We start from the raw sequence: 19,029 nt of genomic DNA on the forward strand, positions 1-19,029 counted from the left end.
CTCGTATCCGTGTGCGGTCCCGTGCGACTAGGATTGGCCCGGATCGTCAGTCACCAGCCTTCTGGACTCGTTGAACGGGTCCGGGAGCGAATTGGGAATGACCAGTCTGGTGACCGTAGGCGTAAAAGCGCTATCGCGAAGCTTGATGACCTTCATGCCCTGGCAGATCCTGCCCTCGACCTCATCGAGCTGCATGCCGATGACATTGTCGAAGAGACTGAGCACCTCGGGCGAGGTGGCGTTCATCTCGGGTGCCGACAGTTCTCTGGTCTCCCAGGCGCAAACCGTCGAAACCTCCAAGGAACGAAGCTGGTTGGTGAGCGCCGCCAGAAATTCGATCAACCGGTGACGGTCGACCGCAGCCCGGTCGAAGCCGGCCAGCCCGTCGATGACCAGCCGGTTGATACGCCGCGCCTGAACCGCATCGAGCAGATGATAGGCAAGGCTGTCGATGACATTTTCTGTCAGCGGATTCCACAGCACCGTGAGCGCGCCGCTGGCAATCAGGGCATCGATATCGATACCGAGCGCTCGCGCCTTGCTGGCGAGGCGTGCCGGGGTTTCATAAAAGCCAAAGTGCAGGGCAGGCTGTTCAGGCGTGGCGAGGCGCACGAAGTTCAACCCGAAACTGGTCTTGCCGCTGCCGCCGGGGCCGACAACGATCGTCGCGGAACTAGCCGGCAGTCCACCGCCAATGCGAGCGTCCAGATCATCAACACCACTTGATACACGTTCCTGTGGGGCAAGGTCGAGTTTCGAGGGACGGGCATACAGCGCCTCAAGTCGTGGGTAGACCACCACGCCCGCATCGTTGATTTCGTAGTGGTGCAGGCCCCCGAGCGACGCGCTGCCGCGGGACTTTGCAATGCGCATCCGCCGCACGGTTCTTGACCCGAACAGCTCCTCCTGCAACTGCAGGACACCGTCGACCATTGTGTGTTCCGGACTGGAGTCGTCGATCCGTGCGCTGGTCAGAAAGAGCACCGTGCAGCCACTGAACGCGGCATGGCCTTGGAGCTCCGCCACGAACGTCTTCACGTCCAGCGTGTTGTGACTGCTTTCACGTGCGTTCAGCAGGCCGTCGAGTATCAGCATCGACGCGTCCTGGCGCACGAGCTCATTGCGCAGCACGTCGACGAGCGCACTAAGGCCATCGACCCTTAGCGTCCGGAAGAGACTCAGGTAGGTAATATCCTTGCCGACCAGTTCCGGATCAAAAAAACTGAGCGTCGACAACGACTGGAATAGCCGGTCATGCGACTCTGCAAGCAGAGTGATGTAAAGGACCTTTCCGCCCTGTCTGACTTGATCGAAGGCAATCTGGTTGGCGAGAATCGTCTTCCCGGCGCCGGGACGTCCCTGAATGATGTACGACGATCCGGCGACCATGCCGCCGCCCATGATCGTATCGAGCCCTGGGACATGGCTGGTTAATCGCATCAAGGTCTGATTCATCGCTGGTCTGGTTCGACGTGGTGATTGCGCGGTGGGTGGCTTCAGCCGGCGAGGCCAGGCGCGCCTCGCACGCATTCGGGCCATGCTGGGAATTGCATGATTTTCGCACGATTGAATCGCGCCCGGCCGGATCCTGTGACCGTGATGATCACGGTTCAGGTTCGGCGACACATTTGTCCGGCAGGTGAAACGCATCTGTGCGCGAGAGGATCGTGGTGCCATGGGAAGTTGTTGGCCGCATCGTAAGCCCGGCGGATATCGCTTTGTCGTTATAAACATGTGAAGTGAACAGCGACGAGGCACGGCGTCGGTCAGCCGAAAACGGGCAGAGGCTCAGAAGCTTGCAGCGATTTCCCGCCGTCGGTCCCTACCGCGCACCCTGACGCAGGTGGTTGAGGACGGCGTCAATTTCGTCTCGCGCTCCTTTGAGGACCTCGCCATGTTGGATGGCCAGTCTCTCAAGAAGACTGACGGCCTGCTGCAGCATCTGAAACGACCCAACGCCCTGGAGCACGGCTTTTGCGGTGCCATGCTGCGTAATGACGACAGCTTCACGGCTGCCGTCGACTGCGTCGACAAGGGCCTCTGCATGCGCCTTCAGTTGCGCAACTGAAAACATGCTGTGCTTTTTCATCTATCGTTCACGAGTCGGGTTTGTGTCTCGGTACTTACCAGCATGAATCTGGGTGAACTCGAACCACGCAATTGTAGTGGTCGCTTTTACCGGATCTTTAGTGAATTCCGTAGAAATTGCCGCCTCTATGATCGGATCGACTGACTCTCCGGCATGCGCTCAGGTTGGCGTTGCGAGCTGTTGTCAGAGGTGGCACTTGATGAGGCTGACCGGAGAGCCCACAACAGGATCGACGCACCTCATTGCACCGGGAATCAGCGTAACAGGGGTAAGCATGAGCAGGTCGCGCAGCCAGACGCCACGCAATTCGCCGAGATTCATGGTGCTTGCGACATAGACCGGATAGTCGCCAACGCGTCTGAAGCTGACCAGCATATTGTCTCCGTGCTCGCTGCGCTCCTGTATAAGGCTTCGAGAGAACATATTCTCCCTGATGGCCTGGAGAAATTCCCGATTGTGATCGAGTCGGACGGTCACGACGCCGAGTGAGCTGGTCGCGAGCAGCGCAGCACCCTCGCGCCTGTACATACTTACCGTGCAACCAGGCACAGGCATCGACCATCTTCGAATAGAAATCAACCAGATACTTCCCGGGTAACGCAACCGAGACGATCCCGTGACCGCGTTCACCGGTACGCCCTATCGAAGAGACCAGTACGGGCGCACCATCGACGCGTCGGTACAGTGGCAGGGACATAAATGGATGAGCGGGCGACGACGGCGCAGAACCCAGTCCGCCGCGGTCAGTAATGGACACAACTGGGGGCGGCGAATACCGGCTACTGACGATCAGATCTCCACCGCATCCGAAAATGGACAATGAAACTACCTGTGGCAGGCCGTCAACGAACGCTGCGAGCCACTCATGAATCTGCGGTTCGCGTTGCCGAATTGCTTCTCTTGTCTCGTTGCAGGCAGACCCAGCGTGCGCGCCGTCAGGGCCGCATTCAGTTCAAACACTCTCGATGCATTTTCCTGTGCGGCGCGCGAAAGCAGAAGCAGTCTTGCGTTGGCATCGTCCAGTCGCCTTCTATAGTCAACGCCACCATAAACAATTACACAGACCAGTGGCAAAAAAACTGAGGCCGCATAACTGACAAGCAGCGCTCGGCATGCACACTGGAGCGCAGACACATCGTGCGTGGATCCGGAAGGCAAGGGCATGTTCGACCGAATGTCTCTGCCAGAAATATGTCACAGCATGCCTGAATTTCACATTCTGGACCGGCGCACGGGATATGTGGAATTCCCAGGAACGTCGCAGCGTGTCAGGTCTGGCGGCGGGCGGGCTTACCGCCAGAATCTGTTGGTCTAGCATCGGGTCGTCAATGGCGCACGGGCGTAGCGACGTCCTGGACTCGGCGCTTGATGCTCCTTGCAACATGACGTTGCGCGCAGCCCGGTGTCCGGATGCGAGCGTGTCCGCTCGCCGCAACCTGGCGTTTTCCACAGGCGTCGCTAATTTTCATCTAACTGTCGTGGCGTACGCTTGGGCACGTCAGGGCGAGCCTGGAGCTTGCCACCGCGGAACGCAAGCAAAGGGCGATAGGCGACTGGCAGATTGAACTCTTTCCCGGTATCTCTGCCATGAATTCGCCATGCGGAGTTCTCCGAACGTCGTTGCCCATCGGGGATGGGAGTCGAATGACCTGGAAGGGCGGGGTCAGCCGGCACATATCGGAGCAAGGGCATGAGATCACTGAAGAGTCAGATAATCGGAACACTTGTCGTGCTGTTCGCTGTCGTCGGTACCGCCCATGCATGCGCGTCGTACTGGCTTTCGATGAGACACATGGATGAACTGCTCGACCAGCATCTGCAAGGCGCAGCGGCTGGCTCTCCGCTGGCGAGGTAGGGACGATTGGGGCCAACGGTCCGCCACAGCATTCAATCGATGGTTTCGTCGAGCAAATATGGAAGCGGGGCCGCTCTGTGCCGACCGACAATACCGACCCCGAGGTGACATTCGACCGGGATGCGTCGAGCCGGTTTTCGGTCGAGCGGATCAACGGTCATCGCTACTGCCTTTACACTCTGAGAAAAGCCGCAGAGGGCTTGACGTATCAGGTTGGCCAGCCCATTTCGTTTCGCGAACAGACGGCAGGGCGTGCGGCGCTTGAAAGTCTGATGCCGACAGTTTTCCTGATCGTGCTCGTATGGATTGCGATCCCGCTGATCGTCGAAGCTGCATTTACCTCATTAAAACGTGCGGGTACTGACGCGGAATCGATTGACATCGACCGCCTTGCGCCTCTTGATATATCGCACGTTCCGGCTGAAGTCCGGCCCTTCGCTGATTCGATCAACCTTATGATTGCGCGCTTGCAGGTCGGCATCGATTGAGAGAAACGTTTCATCGCCGATGCTGCGCATGAACTACGAACTCCGATTGCCGCGTTGCAACTGGGTATCGATAATCTCGAGAACGCGCACGATCCGATCGTGCGCAGCGAACGGTTACGTGAACTGCGCGAAGTGGCTGTGCGCGCGGCGTCGATGATCCGGCAACTTCTCGAGCTGGCCCGCGCCGATGCGCAGCGCAGTCCGGACGCAACGGTCAAGGTACTTGATGTACGTGAGATAGTTCGCACGCTCATAGCCGATCTGCTGCCGGTCGCGTACGGGCGCTCGATCGACCTGGGGGGCAAGCGGTACGACGCCGCACTTGTAAGCGCAAACGCGGAGGAGCTACGTATCGCAGTGCGAAATCTGGTCGAGAATGCTTTGCGCTATACGCCCCTGAATGGATGCGTGGATATCGATGTGTTTGCGGATGATGCGAATGCCGTCATCCGTATCACCGATACGGGACCGGGTGTTCCGGAAGACGCGCTCGACCGGGTATTCAACCCCTTCTTCGGGTTAGCTGCCGAAACTGTCGAAGGCAGCGGCCTCGGTTGTCGATCGCGCAGTCCCCTGTTGCGAAACATGGTGGTTCGATTTTCCTTGAAAACCGGCGCGACGGTCAAAGCGGATTGATCGCAACAGTCATGTTGACATGCGCGACGGTCAGGGTTGCCCACTGACCCATGCCGTGCCTTTGATTTTGTGGATTTTGACGGTTGCGAGCATTCAGGCCTGGCGCTGCTCTACCTGTGTCGGCGTTGTCAGGTAGTTGGGCCAGTCACGTAAGATGGCGTGATGAAGAAATCGAAATCGCTCTATCACGGTCACCGTTTCCCAATCGAGGTTATCAGTTGCGCTGTGCGCTGGTATTTCCGCTTTCGGTTGAGCTTGCGCGACGTCGAGGAGCTGCTCTCCGAGCGCGGTGTGATCGTGACATTCGAGACAATCCGATGTTGGTGCGATAAGTTTGGCGAGGATTTCGCTCGCCGGGTCAAAGCGGCACGACGCAAGCCGGGTAGCACGTGGCACCTCGACGAAATGTTCGTCACGCTGCGTGGCGAACCGTACCTGTTGTGGCGCGCGGTCGACGAGCATGGCGCCGAACTCGACATCCTGCTGCAAAAGCGGCGCGATAAGGCCGCGGCCAAACGCTTCTTCAAGCGTGTGCGGCGTTCGAGCCCGGTGCCGCGCAAGATCGTCACTGATCAGTTGCGCAGCTATCCGGCGGCAAAAGCCGAGATTCCGGCGCTTGCGAATGTGAAGCACGTGTTCGTCAAAGCGGCAGCTCGGCTGAACAACCGCGCAGAGAATAGCCATCAACCGACACGTGAGCGCGAGCGGCGCATGCGCGGCTATCGCGACCCGAAACGCACACGGAAATTTCTCTCGTGCTTCGGACTGCTCCGGCAACATTTCGCGCTCAAGCGGCATCTGCTACGCGCTTCACTCTATCGCAAACAACTTGCAGCCCGATTCGTTGCATGGCGTGAATTCGCCGAACTCGTCCAAAATCCGTCGACTGCTTTCTGACCAGTAGTCGTATCTGCCGCCCTGCCGCCTCACTCTCGGCAAGTTGACAAAGCCGTTCAGACCTCTTCGAAAGGCGCGCGGCACAGGATCGTGCAAAATACGGCATCTAGAATGCGGAGGATTGCACGTGGGCATCAACTTCGACTTGAACGACCTGCAGGCATTTAGAGCGGTAGTGGAACTGGGAAGCTTCCGCAAGGCCGCCGAGGCGGTAAACATTTCGCAACCAGCCTTGAGCCGCCGGATCGACAAGCTCGAAGAGGCGCTCGGCGTGCGTCTCTTCGAACGCACCACGCGCAGCGTCACGCTCACCACCGTCGGTCGCGTTTTCGCACCGAGTGCCGAACAGCTGCTCGACGACCTCGACGTCGCGTTGCTCGGGATACGAGATGTTTCTTCGAGCAGATTGGGTCATGTGACCATCGCGTGCGTACCTTCGGTGGCCTACTATTTCCTGCCAGGCGCCGTCGCGAGCTATCATCGCCGCTTTCCGCGCATCAGGGTCAAGATTCTGGATTCTAGCGCCAACGAAGTCCTTGCCGCGGTCATCAGCGGAGAGGCCGACTTTGGCGTGAGCTTTATGGGAAGCCAGGAACCCGACGTCGAGTTCAAGGTGCTGCTGCAGGAGCGCTTTGTCGCCGCTTGTCGCCGGGATCACCCGCTCGCACGCAGGAAGCGCGTGACGTGGAACGAGCTTTACGAGTACGAGTATGTTTCGGTGGACAAGACTTCCGGCAACCGGCTGCTGCTCGATCAGGCGCTATCGGCCGTGGCGCCGCGCGCACCGAGCATCTGCGAGACGCGCCATGTCACAACCATGCTCGGTCTGGTCGAGGCGGGGCTCGGAGTCGCCGCCGTGCCGTCCATGGCCATGCCGGGACGCAATCATCACATCCTCACGAGCGTACCGCTAGTCGAACCGGTGGTGAATCGGCGCGTGGGAATCTTGAGGCGTCGAGGGCGCCCGCTGACACCGGCCGCCCAGGAGTTCCACAAAACGATTGTCGAGATGAGGTACGGTGCCGCCGCAAGTGCTGACAGATCAGACAATGATGCGCCGCTGAAAAAGCGGCCAGGCAGGAAGACCCCATCGTGAAGTTGGCAAGACCGCTTCGCTTGCTCTATGTACAAGTTGTACTGGCCATGGTGCTCGGAATCGCACTCGGCCACTTCTTGCCGCAAGCGGGCCCGCTACTCAAGCCCTTGAGCGACGGGTTCATTCGTCTCGTGAGGATGATGATTGCGCCGATCGTCTTCTGCACGATCGTCTCGGGGATTACGTCGCTTGCGAGCGGAAAGGCAATCGGCCGGACGATTTTTCAGGCGCTGGCGCTGTTTTATCTTCTGACTGCCGCAGCGCTCGCGCTCGGACTTGTCACGGCCTTCGTGTTGCGACCCGGTGCGGGTATGCACATCGACGCCGCCCATCTGGACGTGAGTATCCTCGCTCAATACGTGAAGGACCCGCATCCGCGCGGCGTCGTCGCGTTCGCAATGAGCCTCATCCCCGAGACGATGCTTGGCGCCTTCGACAAGGGCGAGGTGTTGCCAGTGCTGCTGCTCTCGCTGCTGTTCGGCTTTTCGCTGAATGCCTATCCGAAGTTGGGGAGGCCGGTGCTCGCGTTCACCGACGGCATCGCTCAGATCCTGTTCCGCATCCTCGCGATGATCATGCGACTTGCTCCCCTCGGCGCATTCGGCGCGATGGCTTTCACGGTGGGCCGCTTCGGCATTCGCTCGGTCGGCTCGCTCGGGATGTTGATGGTGTCCTTCTACGTGGCATGCGCGCTGTTCATCGCGCTCATTCTCGCTCCGCTTGCGCGTCTGCACGGTTTTGCGCTTTGGCGGCTCTTGCGCTACATGCGCGAGGAGTTGCTCATCGTTCTGGCGACGTCATCGACGGAGCCGGTCCTGCCGCGCCTGATCGCAAAGCTGGAGGCGCTCGGCTGCGACAAGGGCGTAGTGGGGCTCGTGTTGCCCGCGGGCTATTCGTTCAATCTCGACGGGACCGCGATCTATCTGACGCTCGCTTCGATGTTCATTGCGCAGGCATGCGACGTGCCGCTTTCCGCGCTGCAAATCGCCACGATGCTTGCAGTCATGCTGCTGACGTCAAAGGGCGCGGCCGGCGTATCGGGCAGCGGGCTCGTCGCGCTCGTCGCGACGCTGACGGTGATTCCCGATCTGCCCGTCGCCGGGGTGGCGCTGCTTGTGGGCATCGACCGCTTCATGTCCGAGGCACGCGCCCTGACGAGCGTGATCAGCAACGCCTGCGCAGTGATCTTCGTTTCGATATGGGAAGGTGCCTGCGATCGCACGCGTCTCGCGCGGGTGCTCGGAGAAGCAGCGCCGGACGGCGCGGAAGAGCCCGCGCAGAATGCCCCGGGAAGGTGACACGAAGGATGCCCGAGGCTGTTTTCAGTGAGCGGAGACGCTATCGAGCCCGGTGGTTTTCACATCCGCCTGCACACCGGGTGACGCGAGATAGTCGAGTAGGGCTTTCGCTTCCTTCGGGTGCTGCGCACCGACGGGAATGCCGGCAGCGAAACGCGTCACCGATTGCAACGACTCGGGAATTTTGCCGACGAAGGTTGCGCCCTTGACGGGCAGCAATTCGCTCACCTGCTGGAAGCCGATTTCGTAGTCTCCGTTTGCCACCACCGAGGCTACGGGGATTCGCGGAATCATCTTCGCTTTCGACTTGACCTGCTCCTCGATGCCGAGTTTCCTGAACAACTCGCGCTCGATGTAGACGCCGCTCGCGCTGTCCGAGTACGCGATCGACTTCGCATGCAGCAGCGTCTGCCGGAGTCCATCTTCCGAACTGATATCGGGTTTCGCCGCGCCTTCGCGCACGACCATGCCGATTCGCGAATCGGCCAGCTCGACCCGGGATCCGGGGACCACCTTGCCCTCCTTGATCAACTCGTCAAGTGCATAGCCAACCATGATGACCGCGTCCGCGGGCTCGCCGCGCGCGAGCCTGTTGGGGATCGCTTCAGGCGATTTGCCCATCGACGGACCCAGCGCGGTGTCGAGCGTGTTGCCCGTTTCGGACGCGAACCTGGGGCCGAGCACCTTGTACGCGGCGGTAAAACCGCCGGAGCTCATGATGTGCAGGTCGGCGGCCTGCGCATTTGCCGCGGCAGCCGAGGTTGCCACGAGCGCCATCGCACATAATTTTAGAAGCAGATTTTTCATGATTGGAGTCGTGTCATATGACAGGTAATAGATGCACCGTGCAACGAGATGCGTGTTAGTGAGCCGGCGTCAGCGTCGCTGCGCGCCTGCGATAGAGTGCGAACGTCGCCACAAGCGCGCACGCTGCGGCGAAGCTCATCCAGTAACCAGGTGCGGCCTTGTCGCCCGTCATGTGAATGAGCGCTGTCGAAATAGCTGGCGTGAATCCTCCGAACACCGCTGTCGCGAGGCTATAGGCGAGAGAAAAGCCCGCAACGCGTACCTGAACCGGCATCACTTCCGTCAGTGCGACGACCATCGCGCCGTTATAGATGCCGTACATGAACGAGAGCCACAGGAGCGCGAGCAGCATGTTGACGAAGCTCGGTGCGTGCGCGAGCAGCGATAGCGCCGGGTAGGCGGTCGCGATGGCAAGTAACGTCATGCCGACGAGAAGCGGCCGGCGGCCTATCCTGTCGGAGAGCGCTCCGCCGACCGGGAGCCAGATGAAGTTCGACACGGCGACACACAGGGTCACGAGCAGACTGTCCGCAGTGCTCAAATGGAGGACCGTCTTGCCGAAGGTCGGCGCGTACACCGTGATGAGATAGAAGCTCGCGGTAGTCATCGCTACCAGCATCATGCCAGCGATCACGATGGGCCAGTTCTGGACCAGCGTGCGGAACACTTCGCTCATGCTCGGGCGATGCTGGCGCGCCTTGAATTCCTGCGTTTCTTCGAGATTGCGACGCAGCATGAAGATGAACGGCACGATCATGCAGCCGACGAAAAAGGGAACTCGCCATCCCCACGCGGCAATGGCCGTGGCGTCCAGCGACTGGTTCAACGCGAAGCCGAGGGCCGCAGCCACGACGATCGCTACCTGCTGGCTCGCGGACTGCCAGCTCGTGAAGAAGCCCTTACGGCCGGGCGTAGCCATTTCGGCGAGATACACCGACACGCCACCCAGTTCCGCGCCTGCCGAGAAGCCCTGCAGCAGCCGGCCAACGAGCACCAGCACTGGAGCCAGAAGGCCGATCGTCGTGTAGCCGGGTACGAACGCAATCAGGATAGTGCCGCTTGCCATGATGGAGAGCGTGACAATGAGACCCTTGCGACGGCCGACGTCGTCGATGTACGCACCGAGCACGACGGCGCCCAGCGGGCGCATGAGAAAACCTGCGCCAAAAACAGCGAATGTCATCATCAACGATGCAAATTCGCTCCCGGAGGGAAAAAAGACGTTGGCGATTTGTGTGGCATAGAAGCCGAACAGAAAAAAGTCGAACTGCTCCAGAAAGTTTCCGGCCGTTACCCGGAAGACTGCTGCGGCCTTTGAATGCCCCGGTGACAGGGTGGAGTGTGAGGGGTGCATCAATGTGTCTCCTGAAATTCCCAAATATGCGGCCATCCGCTCTTTTTCATTTCGCATATGGTGGCTCTTGGCCGCACAAACGATAAGTGCAATTTTCTGAACGATTGATGTCGTAACGTTATCAATCCACATTACGTCTGAGTCCGCCGTGCGTCAGGGTTGAACCAGCGCCCGGCGGCGCTTCAGATGCCAACTATCAGGCCACGAAGCGACACTGCGAAGCAGGTGTACGCGTGTCCATATTGCGACCACGGTTGAGGTGATCGTCGATTTCCGCGGCACAGCCCAGCATGCGCGGATACAGAAAGATCGTGAACGCTGCGGTTTCGAGATCCGCCTCGCTGATGTCGCCGCGTCTAAGCGGCTGCCACAGCATCTTCAAAAGCAGCGCGGCGATCACAGCGTCGACGTTGACGCAGTAGACGGTGCGCGAGACACCCGCGTCGAACAGTGCCTTTACCAGCGCGCGGTAGTACGCATGAAACGCGTTGTACTCGTCTCGCCCCTCGTAAAGTCCGGCGATGAACACCTCGCGCGGATCGTGATTGACCGGCTTGTCCTTGAACACCGGGTGATTCACGCCCGGCAGTTTGGCGATGTCGAGACTGCCCCCATGCTTCTGACGGGCCTTGTACTGTGCATAGTGTTCGACGGAACGCCGCGCGAGCGCGTCGAGGTCAACGCCGTGTTGCGCGTTGGCAGGATCGTCGAGGCCGCTGTCGCGAAACGCCTCGTTGAGAAACGCTATTCCTTCATAGCCGTTGCCGCCGTGCGTATAGCCGGTGTGCGTGAGAAAGCCTGTCAGCGCTTTGTTCAACTGCACGCGTTCGGGCGATTCGGGGCCGTCAGCGGACACCGCGCCCTTCGCGCCCTGCGCCGAGATCGCGCCGGGTCCGTTCGTGAGCAGCAATCCGGTTAGCGTGCTGAATGCGAACAGGTCGTCATCAGATGGCGTCAGGCCGAGCAGCGCCGCGAACGCCACTTCCGTAAGCGAGCGTTCGCCGAGCAATGCTTCGGTGGAAAGATCGCAGAAGCTGTCAGGATGGTGGCGCGACGCGTCCGCCGAGGCGCCGATCAGCGTGCCGAAGAGCTTCGTCCACCATGGCAGGTTCTCCGCTGTCAGACGCGAGATGCGCTTGCGCATGAGCGGGCCCCAGGCGAGTGTCGTCGTGATCGCCGCGAGCACGGCGTCCGCGCACGGATACCCCGGGCCGTTGGCAACCCACCGCACGAATGCCGAACTCACGCCGCGTGCGGCGAGCCCAGCGAGCATAGCTTGCGCCTTCGCGTCGGGTCCGTCGGAGAAAAGTATCGCGCTGCCCTCAGTGTCTATCGCGTCGACGTCGAACTCGCGATCGAACGCGTCCGCGAGTTTCGCAGCGGCGAACCGGTCGATCATGAGCCTGGCTGCCTCGCGCGCCGCGCGCTGGCGGTTCGGCCCGACGATCGCCGCTGCGGCGGCGAGCACCGCGTTGGGTGCGTTACCTGCTTCTCGCGCCGCTTGCGCCGCCGCCAGTTCAGGCGTGCCGTACAGGTTCACTGCCGCGCCGACCGCGACGTCGATCAGCTTCTCGTCGTTTGCGCCGCCGAACTCGTGCAACAGCGCGAGGCACACGTTCGCTTCGAAGGAATGCGTCGCCGCTTCGAGCATCGATACGCCGTGCAGGCTGCTGACCTGAGTCCTTGCATCCATCTGCGAGGCGCCCGAGGCGTCTTTCAGCGGCTGCCGAGGCGGGATCGCCCCGATCTGGTCATTCACCCGCGCGACCTGTTCGTCATACGGGGCTACCGCTCTCACGACTGCAAGCGCGAGATCGTCGGGCAGATCGAGCCCCTGATCAGAGCCGAACCACGGCTTGAGCGCGAGGCTACCTTCGGGCTCGAAGTCGGGCATCGTTGCGTTCGCGCGCATCACCGCCGTGAGCGCGGCAGGGATATGGGCGATGTTCGTCACCACCGCGCCCTTCGCCGAGCAGCACGGATCGTCGGGCGTGAAGAGCCGTTCGACGCCGAACTTCTCCTTGAACCAGCGTTCCTTCGCGAGCGCATCGTCGGCGCCGCCCGCCATCGCGCCCGCATGTCCGACTGCGCGCGTGAGGCGGCTTTTCCAGCGGCCCACTACGCACGCGACCACGGGCTTGTTGAAGTGCGCGTCGGCCTCATAGTATCCGCCGGGCTCGCAATACAGCACGGCGGCCTTGCTGCGCGCGTCGTTGGCAAGGGCAAACGCGAATTCTGGCGCGGCATAGTGGATGTAGACATCCTTTCCGCTGGAAATGACGGTCGATGTGCCCCAGCCACTCATGCGAAGATACTGTGCGATCGTGGTGCTGAAGCCGCCGGAGTTCGAGAAGATCGCGATCGATCCCTGCCGCAGTGTGGCGCCCGGATCGTCACCGCCGAGCGCACCGCCGATCCGCACGCGCTGCCATGAGTCCGCGACGCCCAGCCCGTTTGCGCCGAAGATGTCGATACCCGCCTGCTGCCCCATCGCGCGGATCTCGCGCGCGTCGTGCACGGCAATCTTCTCCGTAATGATGAAGATCTTGCGCAGATCCGGATTCACGCGGATCAGCTCGGCCACGCCGTCGCGCGCGGCGGAAGGCGGCAGATACACGACGCCGCAGTCGAACCGATGGCCGGCTTCCAGACCCTCTCGCACATTGTTGAAGACAGGAATGTCGCCCACGGGCGTTGCGAGCACCTGTCCGCCTTTGCCGGGCGCCGTGCCGAACACCACATTCGCGCCCGAGAAGGCGTGACTCACCGGCGTCACATCGGACGACTCGCCGCCCAGGATATTGAGCACGCAGACGCGATCTTCACGGGTAGCGATGTCCGCCAGCGACTGTACCCCGACGAAGTATTTGAAGTGGCTGTTGCTTTGTTTGTGCATGTCGATCTCCTCAGGCCGATGCCATTTGCGATTGAGCGTCGCGTGCGCCGATGCGCGCCGCGACCTGCGAGCGTCCACCCGCCTGCATCCATGCATCGGCCTTGCGTGCGTACTGGATTACTTCGCTGATGTCGGAGTCGAAACCGAAGAGGCGGTAAGGCACGCCGAGCGAATCGCAGGTGTCGCGTAGTGTGGACATGCCGCGCACCAGGTTGGGACCGCCGCGTCCGAGCACGACATAGAGCGGTGTCGGACCGTGCTCGCTGAAGTGCTCGCGCAGCGCATCGGCCATCGCGCGCAAGGTTTCGTAGATGTCTGTGTTGTTCGACTTGCCGCCGATGATGAATAGCACGTTTGACTGCTTGAGCCAGTGCCGGAAGCAGATGCGCGCCACTTCCTTCATCTTCTCGTACGGAGGATTGCCGCCGAAGTCCGACGAGATGATGGCCGCGTCGCCCAGCATTTCCGTGACGAGCGAGTTCGCGCCGCCGCCGAAGGTGGGCGCGAGGATGGTTCCCTTATCGTTGATCACGTACACATCGCTTTGTCCCTGGTGCGTGCGAAGCTGATTGATCTCCTGCTCGAAATCCGAGTAGTCTGCGGCGAAGAGATGGGGCGGGAGACCGAGCCGCGAGAAACGCGGATCGTCGCGATCGAATCCGCACTTGAAGTCGCATGCCATGGGCGTGAGACGCCCCTTTTTATCTTCGCGCATGCGGATCGGGTTCAGTTCGAGCGTTGTCATGCCGAAATCATGGAAGAGTTCCCAGAGCTTCGGTAATTGCTGCACGAGCGGCGAGATGATTTCACGCGGCGCGCCGATCTCGCTCAGCGCATTCGCGACGACGAACGCCTTCAGTCCGGTCAGCGCGTCGAACGGCACCATCGCGACGTACTTTGGATCGACCTCCTCGATGTCCATTCCGCCCATGTGCGACAGCGTCATGGTGGGAGCGCGAAAGCGCGTGGAATCGGTGATCGAAAAGTAGACTTCGTGTTTGGCGGGTACACCCGCTTCGAATGTGACGCCGTTCGCCTTTGCCCTCACATGACCCACAACGTGCTCCGCAAAGTAGAGCCGTTCCTTTTCCGCGAGCGCCGTCTTGAGATCAGTCGCGCGGCCGAGCAGGCCGGCTTTGCCTTTCTTGCCCACGCCGCCCTTGAACACCGGTTTGACGAATATCTGACCGTGTCGGTCGATGAGTGACTTGATCTCTTCCTCGCTGGCGCCGGGGCCCAGCACCTCGCTGGACGGAAAGCCAACAAATTGCAGCAGGCGTGCGCCATGCAACATTCCGGTGATCTGCATGTGAAGTGTCTCCTGAACTTAAAAGAAATGACGAATGAAGCAGGTACCAGGTATTCGTTCGGCTCGCTGCGGCGGGCGAGTTGCTCCGCTGCCGTGGACGCGCTCGAAAGCGGCGGCAGGATTCACATAGCGGAGTGGATCAGTCGAGATGTGCGTCGGCGACGGTAGGCGGCGGGCCTGCACTTGATTGCGGCAAAGCGCTCGTCTGCGCTTCGCGCCTGTCTCCGATGCGTTCTCAGTCGATGCGTGTTATGAACGTCTTGAGAATCGATATTTGCTCAAGACGCCCTAAACGATAAGTGCAATTTTTCGAAGCATTGATGTTCAAATGTTATCAATGCCGGAAGGCGAGGCAGCACGGTGGTGCGGAAGCGAGGATTACGTTTTCGCGCAATCGCGCGAAGCGTGCGAGAAGCCGGATTCAGGGTGATACATGAGAAAAACCGGCAGATCGGTAGCGGGCGGCTTCGCGGGAACGTCGAAGAACATTTCGCAAACCCACCCGCGATGGTACGAAGCGTGGTTCACGAGATGCATAAACATCGCGCCACGCGACATCGTCGAACGTTCCCCGGATATAAACGCGAACGACAGTTCTTCAGCCAGCGACGCGTCGGACTGCGCGTCGGCCCAATGCTCGAACCACGCGTTCATGTCCTGATTTGCGCGGCGCAGATCGCCCAGATTGGCGTGCACGATTACGTTACGTGTCGTGAAGCCGTGCTCCTTGCGTTCGAGGTGCGCCTTCCAGATCAGATCGATCACGTACATATGGTTTAGCGTGCCGATCATCGTCCTGAACAACGTCTGCCGGATTTTGAGGACTTCATCGGGCGGCAATGCTTCGATGGAATCGTACAGGACGTCGTCTGCCCAGTTTTTATACCGGGAAAACATGCGGGCGGTTTGCGTGTTGAGCATGGCTGTATTCCTCGACTATTTACTCGCATCGTTTAGCACGTCCAGCGCCGCGCGACACGCGCCGGGCAACTGTTCACGCATCGACTCCCGCGCGTTCGACGAGTCGTCCACAATGGTGTCTCGAATTTTCACTGCCTGACTGAACGGCGCCTGCATGCGGCCTTCGCGTGCCATTGCAATGCGTCGGAGGCGACGCACCGGCCGGATCCAGCCCGTCCTCAAACAATGTGAATGCACTGTATACAGATTATACAGCAGAAGACTTTGTGGATCGCAAGATAGCGAATCCACGGTGTTGCCATGGCCGTCTCCACACTGGATTGACGGCGTGCATGCAGAACAAATATGAAGACTCCCCCCAGATCACACTCACATCGGGAAGGTGATGCGCCGCCGCGGCGTCTGGCAGTTCCCTTGTTCAGTCAGTCGGACTTCCCGTTCAGGCGGGTACAAGGAATATCGTCGCGGTCGGCCGACTTCAACTGCGCGAAGCACGGATGGTGTCGAGTCTCGCCAGCAGTGCGCGAATCGGTGGTTCGAGCGCAGGCGGAAGGCCCGTCGCCAGAATCTCATTGATCCTGGCGCGCCAGTAGTCTGGTGTCGTCACCAGGCTCGTCCAGCGTGCATCGTCTTCACGAACCAGGTGTTCGAGTTGGGCGATCATGACGCGGATATGCGCCAGTTCCCGCGCCAGATGGTGGTCAACGTTCATAGGCTTTCCCGGTGGCATTCGTGTTGTTGTTCTGCGGGTCGGCCGGATCGCACATAGAGCGGCGGTTGCGAGGGCGGTGCCCGTGATACGTGCGGTCCATCTGCCTCGGCAGCTGTGCCCGCCGATGCTCCAGCCGATAATGGCCGACCATGAAAACGACTGCAAACAGCAGTACCGCGAGACCCATCAACATGCTTACCCAGCTTTCGTGCATCTTCACCTCCTTCCCACACCCGGCGACGACCCGTCAGCCGTTCGCTCGGGTGTCGGCAGCGTCATTAAACGCTCTGGCAATCTTGCGTGTCATTCATTCACCAGCTCCTGCTGGTCAATACGCGCAGGTTCAGCACCATGTCCGTGGTGCCGGTATCGTGGTCATCACTTCGTCGCCTCGTTCCCTGGCCCGATCGTGCGCCGGGCGGTTCCTGGAACGGCCATCGCCGTTACATCGAAGCTGCTTCGGGTGACCTCGACCGCCTGCCGACCGGTTTCCTGCAGGGTTTCGTACAGCTTGCGGGTGGCGGTGATCGGAATTGAGTGCGGCTACAGCGGACCCGGAGCCCACGGGCGCGGTTTTTCGCGACGTCCTCCGCCAGTGTTCTGACCCGGTGGCCATACGCTTCCCACTGCGCCTGCGCGAACCGCATCATGAAGTCGACGTGGATCGACGCTGCGATCTCGAAAAGCTGGCGGTTCCGAGTCTGGACCTTCTCTGCCGTCGGCGCAGCAAGTCTGTCATGCAGCCGCAGCCATTCCTGTGGTTCCCTGACGGCAAGCGCCTTCTGCGTCCGGTCGAGCTGACCGGCCAGCGTTGACCGGGTCGCCTCCATGTTCAGCCTGGCCAGCTTATCGGCACCCTCGACGATTCCGTTGGTCAGGTTGAAAAGGTTGTCGAGGTACGCTTTTCGGGTTGCAGCAATCTGTTCGCGGGACAGCATCATGTCTCTCCTTCGGGGGTGATCCGGCGGCGGCTTAGGGCCGTGCGATGGATGGGGTGACTGGGCCGACGAGGTGCGCTGCATGTGCAGTTACATCCATCGATTTGCACGAGTGCCGGTGCTGGTGAAGCGTTCGGTAGCATGGTTCCGGGATAACCTGGCGTCGGCGGATCCTGCTCAACGTATTCGCACCATGGCTTGAAGCACGGAGTCGCCCGCGCAGGTAAGGCGGGGACGCTGACGTCCGGACGCGAACTGTTCGAATGCAACAAGTTGACGCATCGGCAACGTGCCAAGCTCTTCGCGGGTCGGGTCGATCTGGTCGGCCGTTGCATTGACTAACATCAAGATGGCGAATTAATGGGGGCTCAACATGTCTGTCTCTCCGTTTATCTGAATCATCCTCGTGCGAAAAAATATCGCGTTCGCACCACGCATATCGGCCCTCCGTCAGTCTTGAGGCGCGATATCTGAATCTGACTCACGGGGCCATGCCCTGCGTCGGCTCTCCGGCTCCAACAGGATTTCTCTGATGACATATCGGATCGGCACGCCGCGCGGCGGCCGGCATACCACGGTCTGGCCGCGCCGCGCACCGAATAACGCGATGCCGGTAGGTGACAGCACGGACAGTCGCCCTCGCAGGTAGTCCTCCTCGTCCGGATAGACCAGCGTCCACGTATGTGCGTGAGCGCCGTCGACCGTTGTGCATTGGACGGTTGTGTTCATCGTGACGACGTCCGGTGGAATCTCGGTGTGGTCGACAACTACGGCTGTTGATTCGAGTGCTTCCACCGACGCGCGCTGCTGGGCCGACACCGTTGGCAGCAGCACACATGCCCTGAGGCGACCCACGTCGGGTTCCGAAAGAGTCGGCGGGACTTCGGCATGTGCATTCACAGTCATGGGTGAAGAGGTTCTGGCAAGTGACAAGTGTGCCTCCGGCAGGAATACAGATTACAGATGTCCGCGCAATGACTGTCATTCCATACGTCCAGCCACGAATCATCGAAGAAGACGAGGCGGTCAATTACGCCGGACTGGATAACTTCGCGCACGACCTTCCGGTTGACAAACGCGCCGGGACGCTCATCCGCGAAAACAACCTGCATCAGGGGGCTGAAACGCTGGGTGACTTCCCTGAAACTCGCGTCCTGTGTCGGTTCCGGCATTCCCAGCCAGTGCAGAAGCGCCGCCGTTTTGACAGAAGGATGCCTGACAACGAAACGCAATGTCGCGTCACTTCTGCACCTTGATATAGTATGCATAACGAAATATGTTCCTTTGTTGTCGAGTGAAGCTTCAAGACTGTCGCGCGCGATTGTCCTGACGACTGACGTTGCCGGTGTTTTTCGTCAAGTGATGGTCGACCCAGATTCTTCCCCATCTGGTTGCATAACGCAGGGCCTGCCGCCCGTCGTAGAAGTGGTCCAGGGCGCGAAAGTGACGTGATGGAAATCCAGGGCGCCCAATCACCAGATCGGCGGCATACAGTTCGCTAGACGTCGGCCTCGCACAGGCATTCAGGCGGTAGCCTTTGTATTCAGCGCAACAGTTCAGCGGTTCAGTGCGCTCCGTTTGCAAACCGCCGGCCGGCGTATCAACAAGCCGGCAAGTGATGGGAATGGCGGGTGTTGCACCAGGCTCCAACGCTTCGTTTGAACATTTGGTTTGCGTTTCCATGGTTTCCCCAGTTGCTCGCAACAGACCTTGTCGCGTCTAGGACATGCGAC

The 19,029-nt window shown here is 60.3% G+C and carries 20 protein-coding genes; 7 read left to right on the forward strand and 13 right to left on the reverse strand.

Translation table 11 applies throughout. The features are described 5' to 3' along the window. Positions 1-27: 27 nt before the first annotated feature. The 3 genes from PPGU16_RS39340 to PPGU16_RS39350 all read right to left on the reverse strand — a co-directional run bounded on the left by PPGU16_RS39340 (position 28) and on the right by PPGU16_RS39350 (position 2,464). Positions 28-1,455 (reverse strand): RAD55 family ATPase, encoded by a 1,428-nt coding sequence (locus tag PPGU16_RS39340; protein WP_180727518.1) that lies wholly within the window; start codon positions 1,453-1,455, stop codon positions 28-30. A 367-nt stretch (positions 1,456-1,822) separates the two neighbouring features. Next, on the reverse strand, positions 1,823-2,089 hold the full coding sequence (locus PPGU16_RS39345; RefSeq protein WP_180727519.1) for a type II toxin-antitoxin system Phd/YefM family antitoxin: 267 nt from the start codon (positions 2,087-2,089) through the stop codon (positions 1,823-1,825). Positions 2,090-2,272: 183 nt separating this feature from the next. Continuing rightward, a complete protein-coding gene (locus tag PPGU16_RS39350) occupies positions 2,273-2,464 on the reverse strand; it encodes a hypothetical protein (protein WP_180727520.1) in 192 nt (63 codons plus the stop codon). Between the two features lie 1,315 nt (positions 2,465-3,779). Here PPGU16_RS39350 and PPGU16_RS42840 point away from each other — a divergent pair. From PPGU16_RS42840 to dctA, 6 genes are all read left to right on the forward strand, one after another. Next, positions 3,780-3,944, forward strand: a complete 165-nt coding sequence (locus tag PPGU16_RS42840; RefSeq protein ID WP_224029926.1) for a hypothetical protein — start codon at positions 3,780-3,782, stop codon at positions 3,942-3,944. 77 nt (positions 3,945-4,021) lie between these two features. Next, positions 4,022-4,432 (forward strand): hypothetical protein, encoded by a 411-nt coding sequence (locus PPGU16_RS42845; protein ID WP_224029927.1) that lies wholly within the window; start codon positions 4,022-4,024, stop codon positions 4,430-4,432. 54 nt (positions 4,433-4,486) lie between these two features. Continuing rightward, the gene (locus PPGU16_RS42850) at positions 4,487-5,068 is read left to right on the forward strand and encodes a sensor histidine kinase (RefSeq protein WP_243460798.1); all 582 of its coding nucleotides are present in this window, start codon (positions 4,487-4,489) and stop codon (positions 5,066-5,068) included. A gap of 162 nt (positions 5,069-5,230) precedes the next feature. Beyond that, positions 5,231-5,965, forward strand: a complete 735-nt coding sequence (locus PPGU16_RS39360) for an IS6 family transposase (protein ID WP_180727521.1) — start codon at positions 5,231-5,233, stop codon at positions 5,963-5,965. Positions 5,966-6,092: 127 nt separating this feature from the next. Next, positions 6,093-7,061, forward strand: a complete 969-nt coding sequence (locus tag PPGU16_RS39365; protein WP_180727522.1) for a LysR family transcriptional regulator — start codon at positions 6,093-6,095, stop codon at positions 7,059-7,061. Further along, a complete protein-coding gene (gene dctA / locus PPGU16_RS39370; protein WP_180727523.1) occupies positions 7,058-8,359 on the forward strand; it encodes a C4-dicarboxylate transporter DctA in 1,302 nt (433 codons plus the stop codon). The genes PPGU16_RS39365 and dctA overlap by 4 nt, the downstream gene beginning before the upstream one ends. 24 nt (positions 8,360-8,383) lie before the next feature. Here dctA and PPGU16_RS39375 read toward each other — a convergent pair whose 3' ends face one another. From PPGU16_RS39375 to PPGU16_RS39415, 9 genes are all read right to left on the reverse strand, one after another. Continuing rightward, positions 8,384-9,166, reverse strand: coding sequence for a substrate-binding domain-containing protein (locus PPGU16_RS39375; protein ID WP_180727524.1), 783 nt, complete (start codon positions 9,164-9,166; stop codon positions 8,384-8,386). A 55-nt stretch (positions 9,167-9,221) separates the two neighbouring features. Further along, complete coding sequence (locus tag PPGU16_RS39380) at positions 9,222-10,520, reverse strand: MFS transporter (protein ID WP_180727525.1); 1,299 nt, start codon at positions 10,518-10,520, stop codon at positions 9,222-9,224. A gap of 196 nt (positions 10,521-10,716) precedes the next feature. Next, positions 10,717-13,416 carry a CoA-binding protein gene (locus PPGU16_RS39385; protein WP_180727526.1) on the reverse strand — a complete coding sequence of 900 codons (2,700 nt, stop codon included), beginning with the start codon at positions 13,414-13,416 and terminating at the stop codon, positions 10,717-10,719. 10 nt (positions 13,417-13,426) lie between these two features. Then, on the reverse strand, positions 13,427-14,725 hold the full coding sequence (locus PPGU16_RS39390) for an ATP citrate lyase citrate-binding domain-containing protein (RefSeq protein ID WP_180727527.1): 1,299 nt from the start codon (positions 14,723-14,725) through the stop codon (positions 13,427-13,429). A gap of 378 nt (positions 14,726-15,103) precedes the next feature. Next, positions 15,104-15,646, reverse strand: coding sequence for a DinB family protein (locus PPGU16_RS39395; protein ID WP_180727528.1), 543 nt, complete (start codon positions 15,644-15,646; stop codon positions 15,104-15,106). A gap of 478 nt (positions 15,647-16,124) precedes the next feature. Next, a complete protein-coding gene (locus PPGU16_RS39400; RefSeq protein WP_180727529.1) occupies positions 16,125-16,358 on the reverse strand; it encodes a hypothetical protein in 234 nt (77 codons plus the stop codon). Next, the gene (locus tag PPGU16_RS39405) at positions 16,348-16,572 is read right to left on the reverse strand and encodes a hypothetical protein (RefSeq protein ID WP_180727530.1); all 225 of its coding nucleotides are present in this window, start codon (positions 16,570-16,572) and stop codon (positions 16,348-16,350) included. The genes PPGU16_RS39400 and PPGU16_RS39405 overlap by 11 nt, the downstream gene beginning before the upstream one ends. A gap of 229 nt (positions 16,573-16,801) precedes the next feature. Further along, positions 16,802-17,299, reverse strand: a complete 498-nt coding sequence (locus tag PPGU16_RS39410; protein WP_243460799.1) for a phasin family protein — start codon at positions 17,297-17,299, stop codon at positions 16,802-16,804. A 447-nt stretch (positions 17,300-17,746) separates the two neighbouring features. Continuing rightward, positions 17,747-18,091 carry a GreA/GreB family elongation factor gene (locus PPGU16_RS39415; protein ID WP_243460800.1) on the reverse strand — a complete coding sequence of 115 codons (345 nt, stop codon included), beginning with the start codon at positions 18,089-18,091 and terminating at the stop codon, positions 17,747-17,749. A 179-nt stretch (positions 18,092-18,270) separates the two neighbouring features. On the opposite strand from PPGU16_RS39415, the gene PPGU16_RS39420 reads away from it, so the two are divergent. After that, entirely contained in the window at positions 18,271-18,552 is a 282-nt protein-coding gene (locus PPGU16_RS39420) for a hypothetical protein (RefSeq protein ID WP_180727531.1), read from the forward strand. 46 nt (positions 18,553-18,598) lie between these two features. Here PPGU16_RS39420 and PPGU16_RS39425 read toward each other — a convergent pair whose 3' ends face one another. Beyond that, the gene (locus PPGU16_RS39425; RefSeq protein ID WP_180727532.1) at positions 18,599-18,979 is read right to left on the reverse strand and encodes a hypothetical protein; all 381 of its coding nucleotides are present in this window, start codon (positions 18,977-18,979) and stop codon (positions 18,599-18,601) included. Between the last annotated feature and the right edge of the window lie 50 nt (positions 18,980-19,029).

It is taken from the genome of Paraburkholderia largidicola (genome assembly GCF_013426895.1).
Lineage (GTDB): Bacteria > Pseudomonadota > Gammaproteobacteria > Burkholderiales > Burkholderiaceae > Paraburkholderia > Paraburkholderia largidicola.

Coding starts and splice junctions, on each gene's coding strand:
- PPGU16_RS39375 (WP_180727524.1), bottom strand. CDS start 9,166: ATGAAAAATCTGCTTCTAAAATTATGTGCGATGGCGCTCGTGGCAACC.
- PPGU16_RS39410 (WP_243460799.1), bottom strand. CDS start 17,299: ATGATGCTGTCCCGCGAACAGATTGCTGCAACCCGAAAAGCGTACCTC.
- PPGU16_RS39425 (WP_180727532.1), bottom strand. CDS start 18,979: ATGGAAACGCAAACCAAATGTTCAAACGAAGCGTTGGAGCCTGGTGCA.
- PPGU16_RS39420 (WP_180727531.1), top strand. CDS start 18,271: ATGACTGTCATTCCATACGTCCAGCCACGAATCATCGAAGAAGACGAG.
- PPGU16_RS42840 (WP_224029926.1), top strand. CDS start 3,780: ATGAGATCACTGAAGAGTCAGATAATCGGAACACTTGTCGTGCTGTTC.
- PPGU16_RS39395 (WP_180727528.1), bottom strand. CDS start 15,646: ATGCTCAACACGCAAACCGCCCGCATGTTTTCCCGGTATAAAAACTGG.
- PPGU16_RS39350 (WP_180727520.1), bottom strand. CDS start 2,464: ATGCTGGTCAGCTTCAGACGCGTTGGCGACTATCCGGTCTATGTCGCA.
- PPGU16_RS39385 (WP_180727526.1), bottom strand. CDS start 13,416: ATGCACAAACAAAGCAACAGCCACTTCAAATACTTCGTCGGGGTACAG.
- PPGU16_RS39345 (WP_180727519.1), bottom strand. CDS start 2,089: ATGAAAAAGCACAGCATGTTTTCAGTTGCGCAACTGAAGGCGCATGCA.
- PPGU16_RS39380 (WP_180727525.1), bottom strand. CDS start 10,520: ATGCACCCCTCACACTCCACCCTGTCACCGGGGCATTCAAAGGCCGCA.
- PPGU16_RS39340 (WP_180727518.1), bottom strand. CDS start 1,455: ATGAATCAGACCTTGATGCGATTAACCAGCCATGTCCCAGGGCTCGAT.
- PPGU16_RS39400 (WP_180727529.1), bottom strand. CDS start 16,358: ATGAACGTTGACCACCATCTGGCGCGGGAACTGGCGCATATCCGCGTC.
- PPGU16_RS39360 (WP_180727521.1), top strand. CDS start 5,231: ATGAAGAAATCGAAATCGCTCTATCACGGTCACCGTTTCCCAATCGAG.
- PPGU16_RS39405 (WP_180727530.1), bottom strand. CDS start 16,572: ATGCACGAAAGCTGGGTAAGCATGTTGATGGGTCTCGCGGTACTGCTG.
- PPGU16_RS39390 (WP_180727527.1), bottom strand. CDS start 14,725: ATGCAGATCACCGGAATGTTGCATGGCGCACGCCTGCTGCAATTTGTT.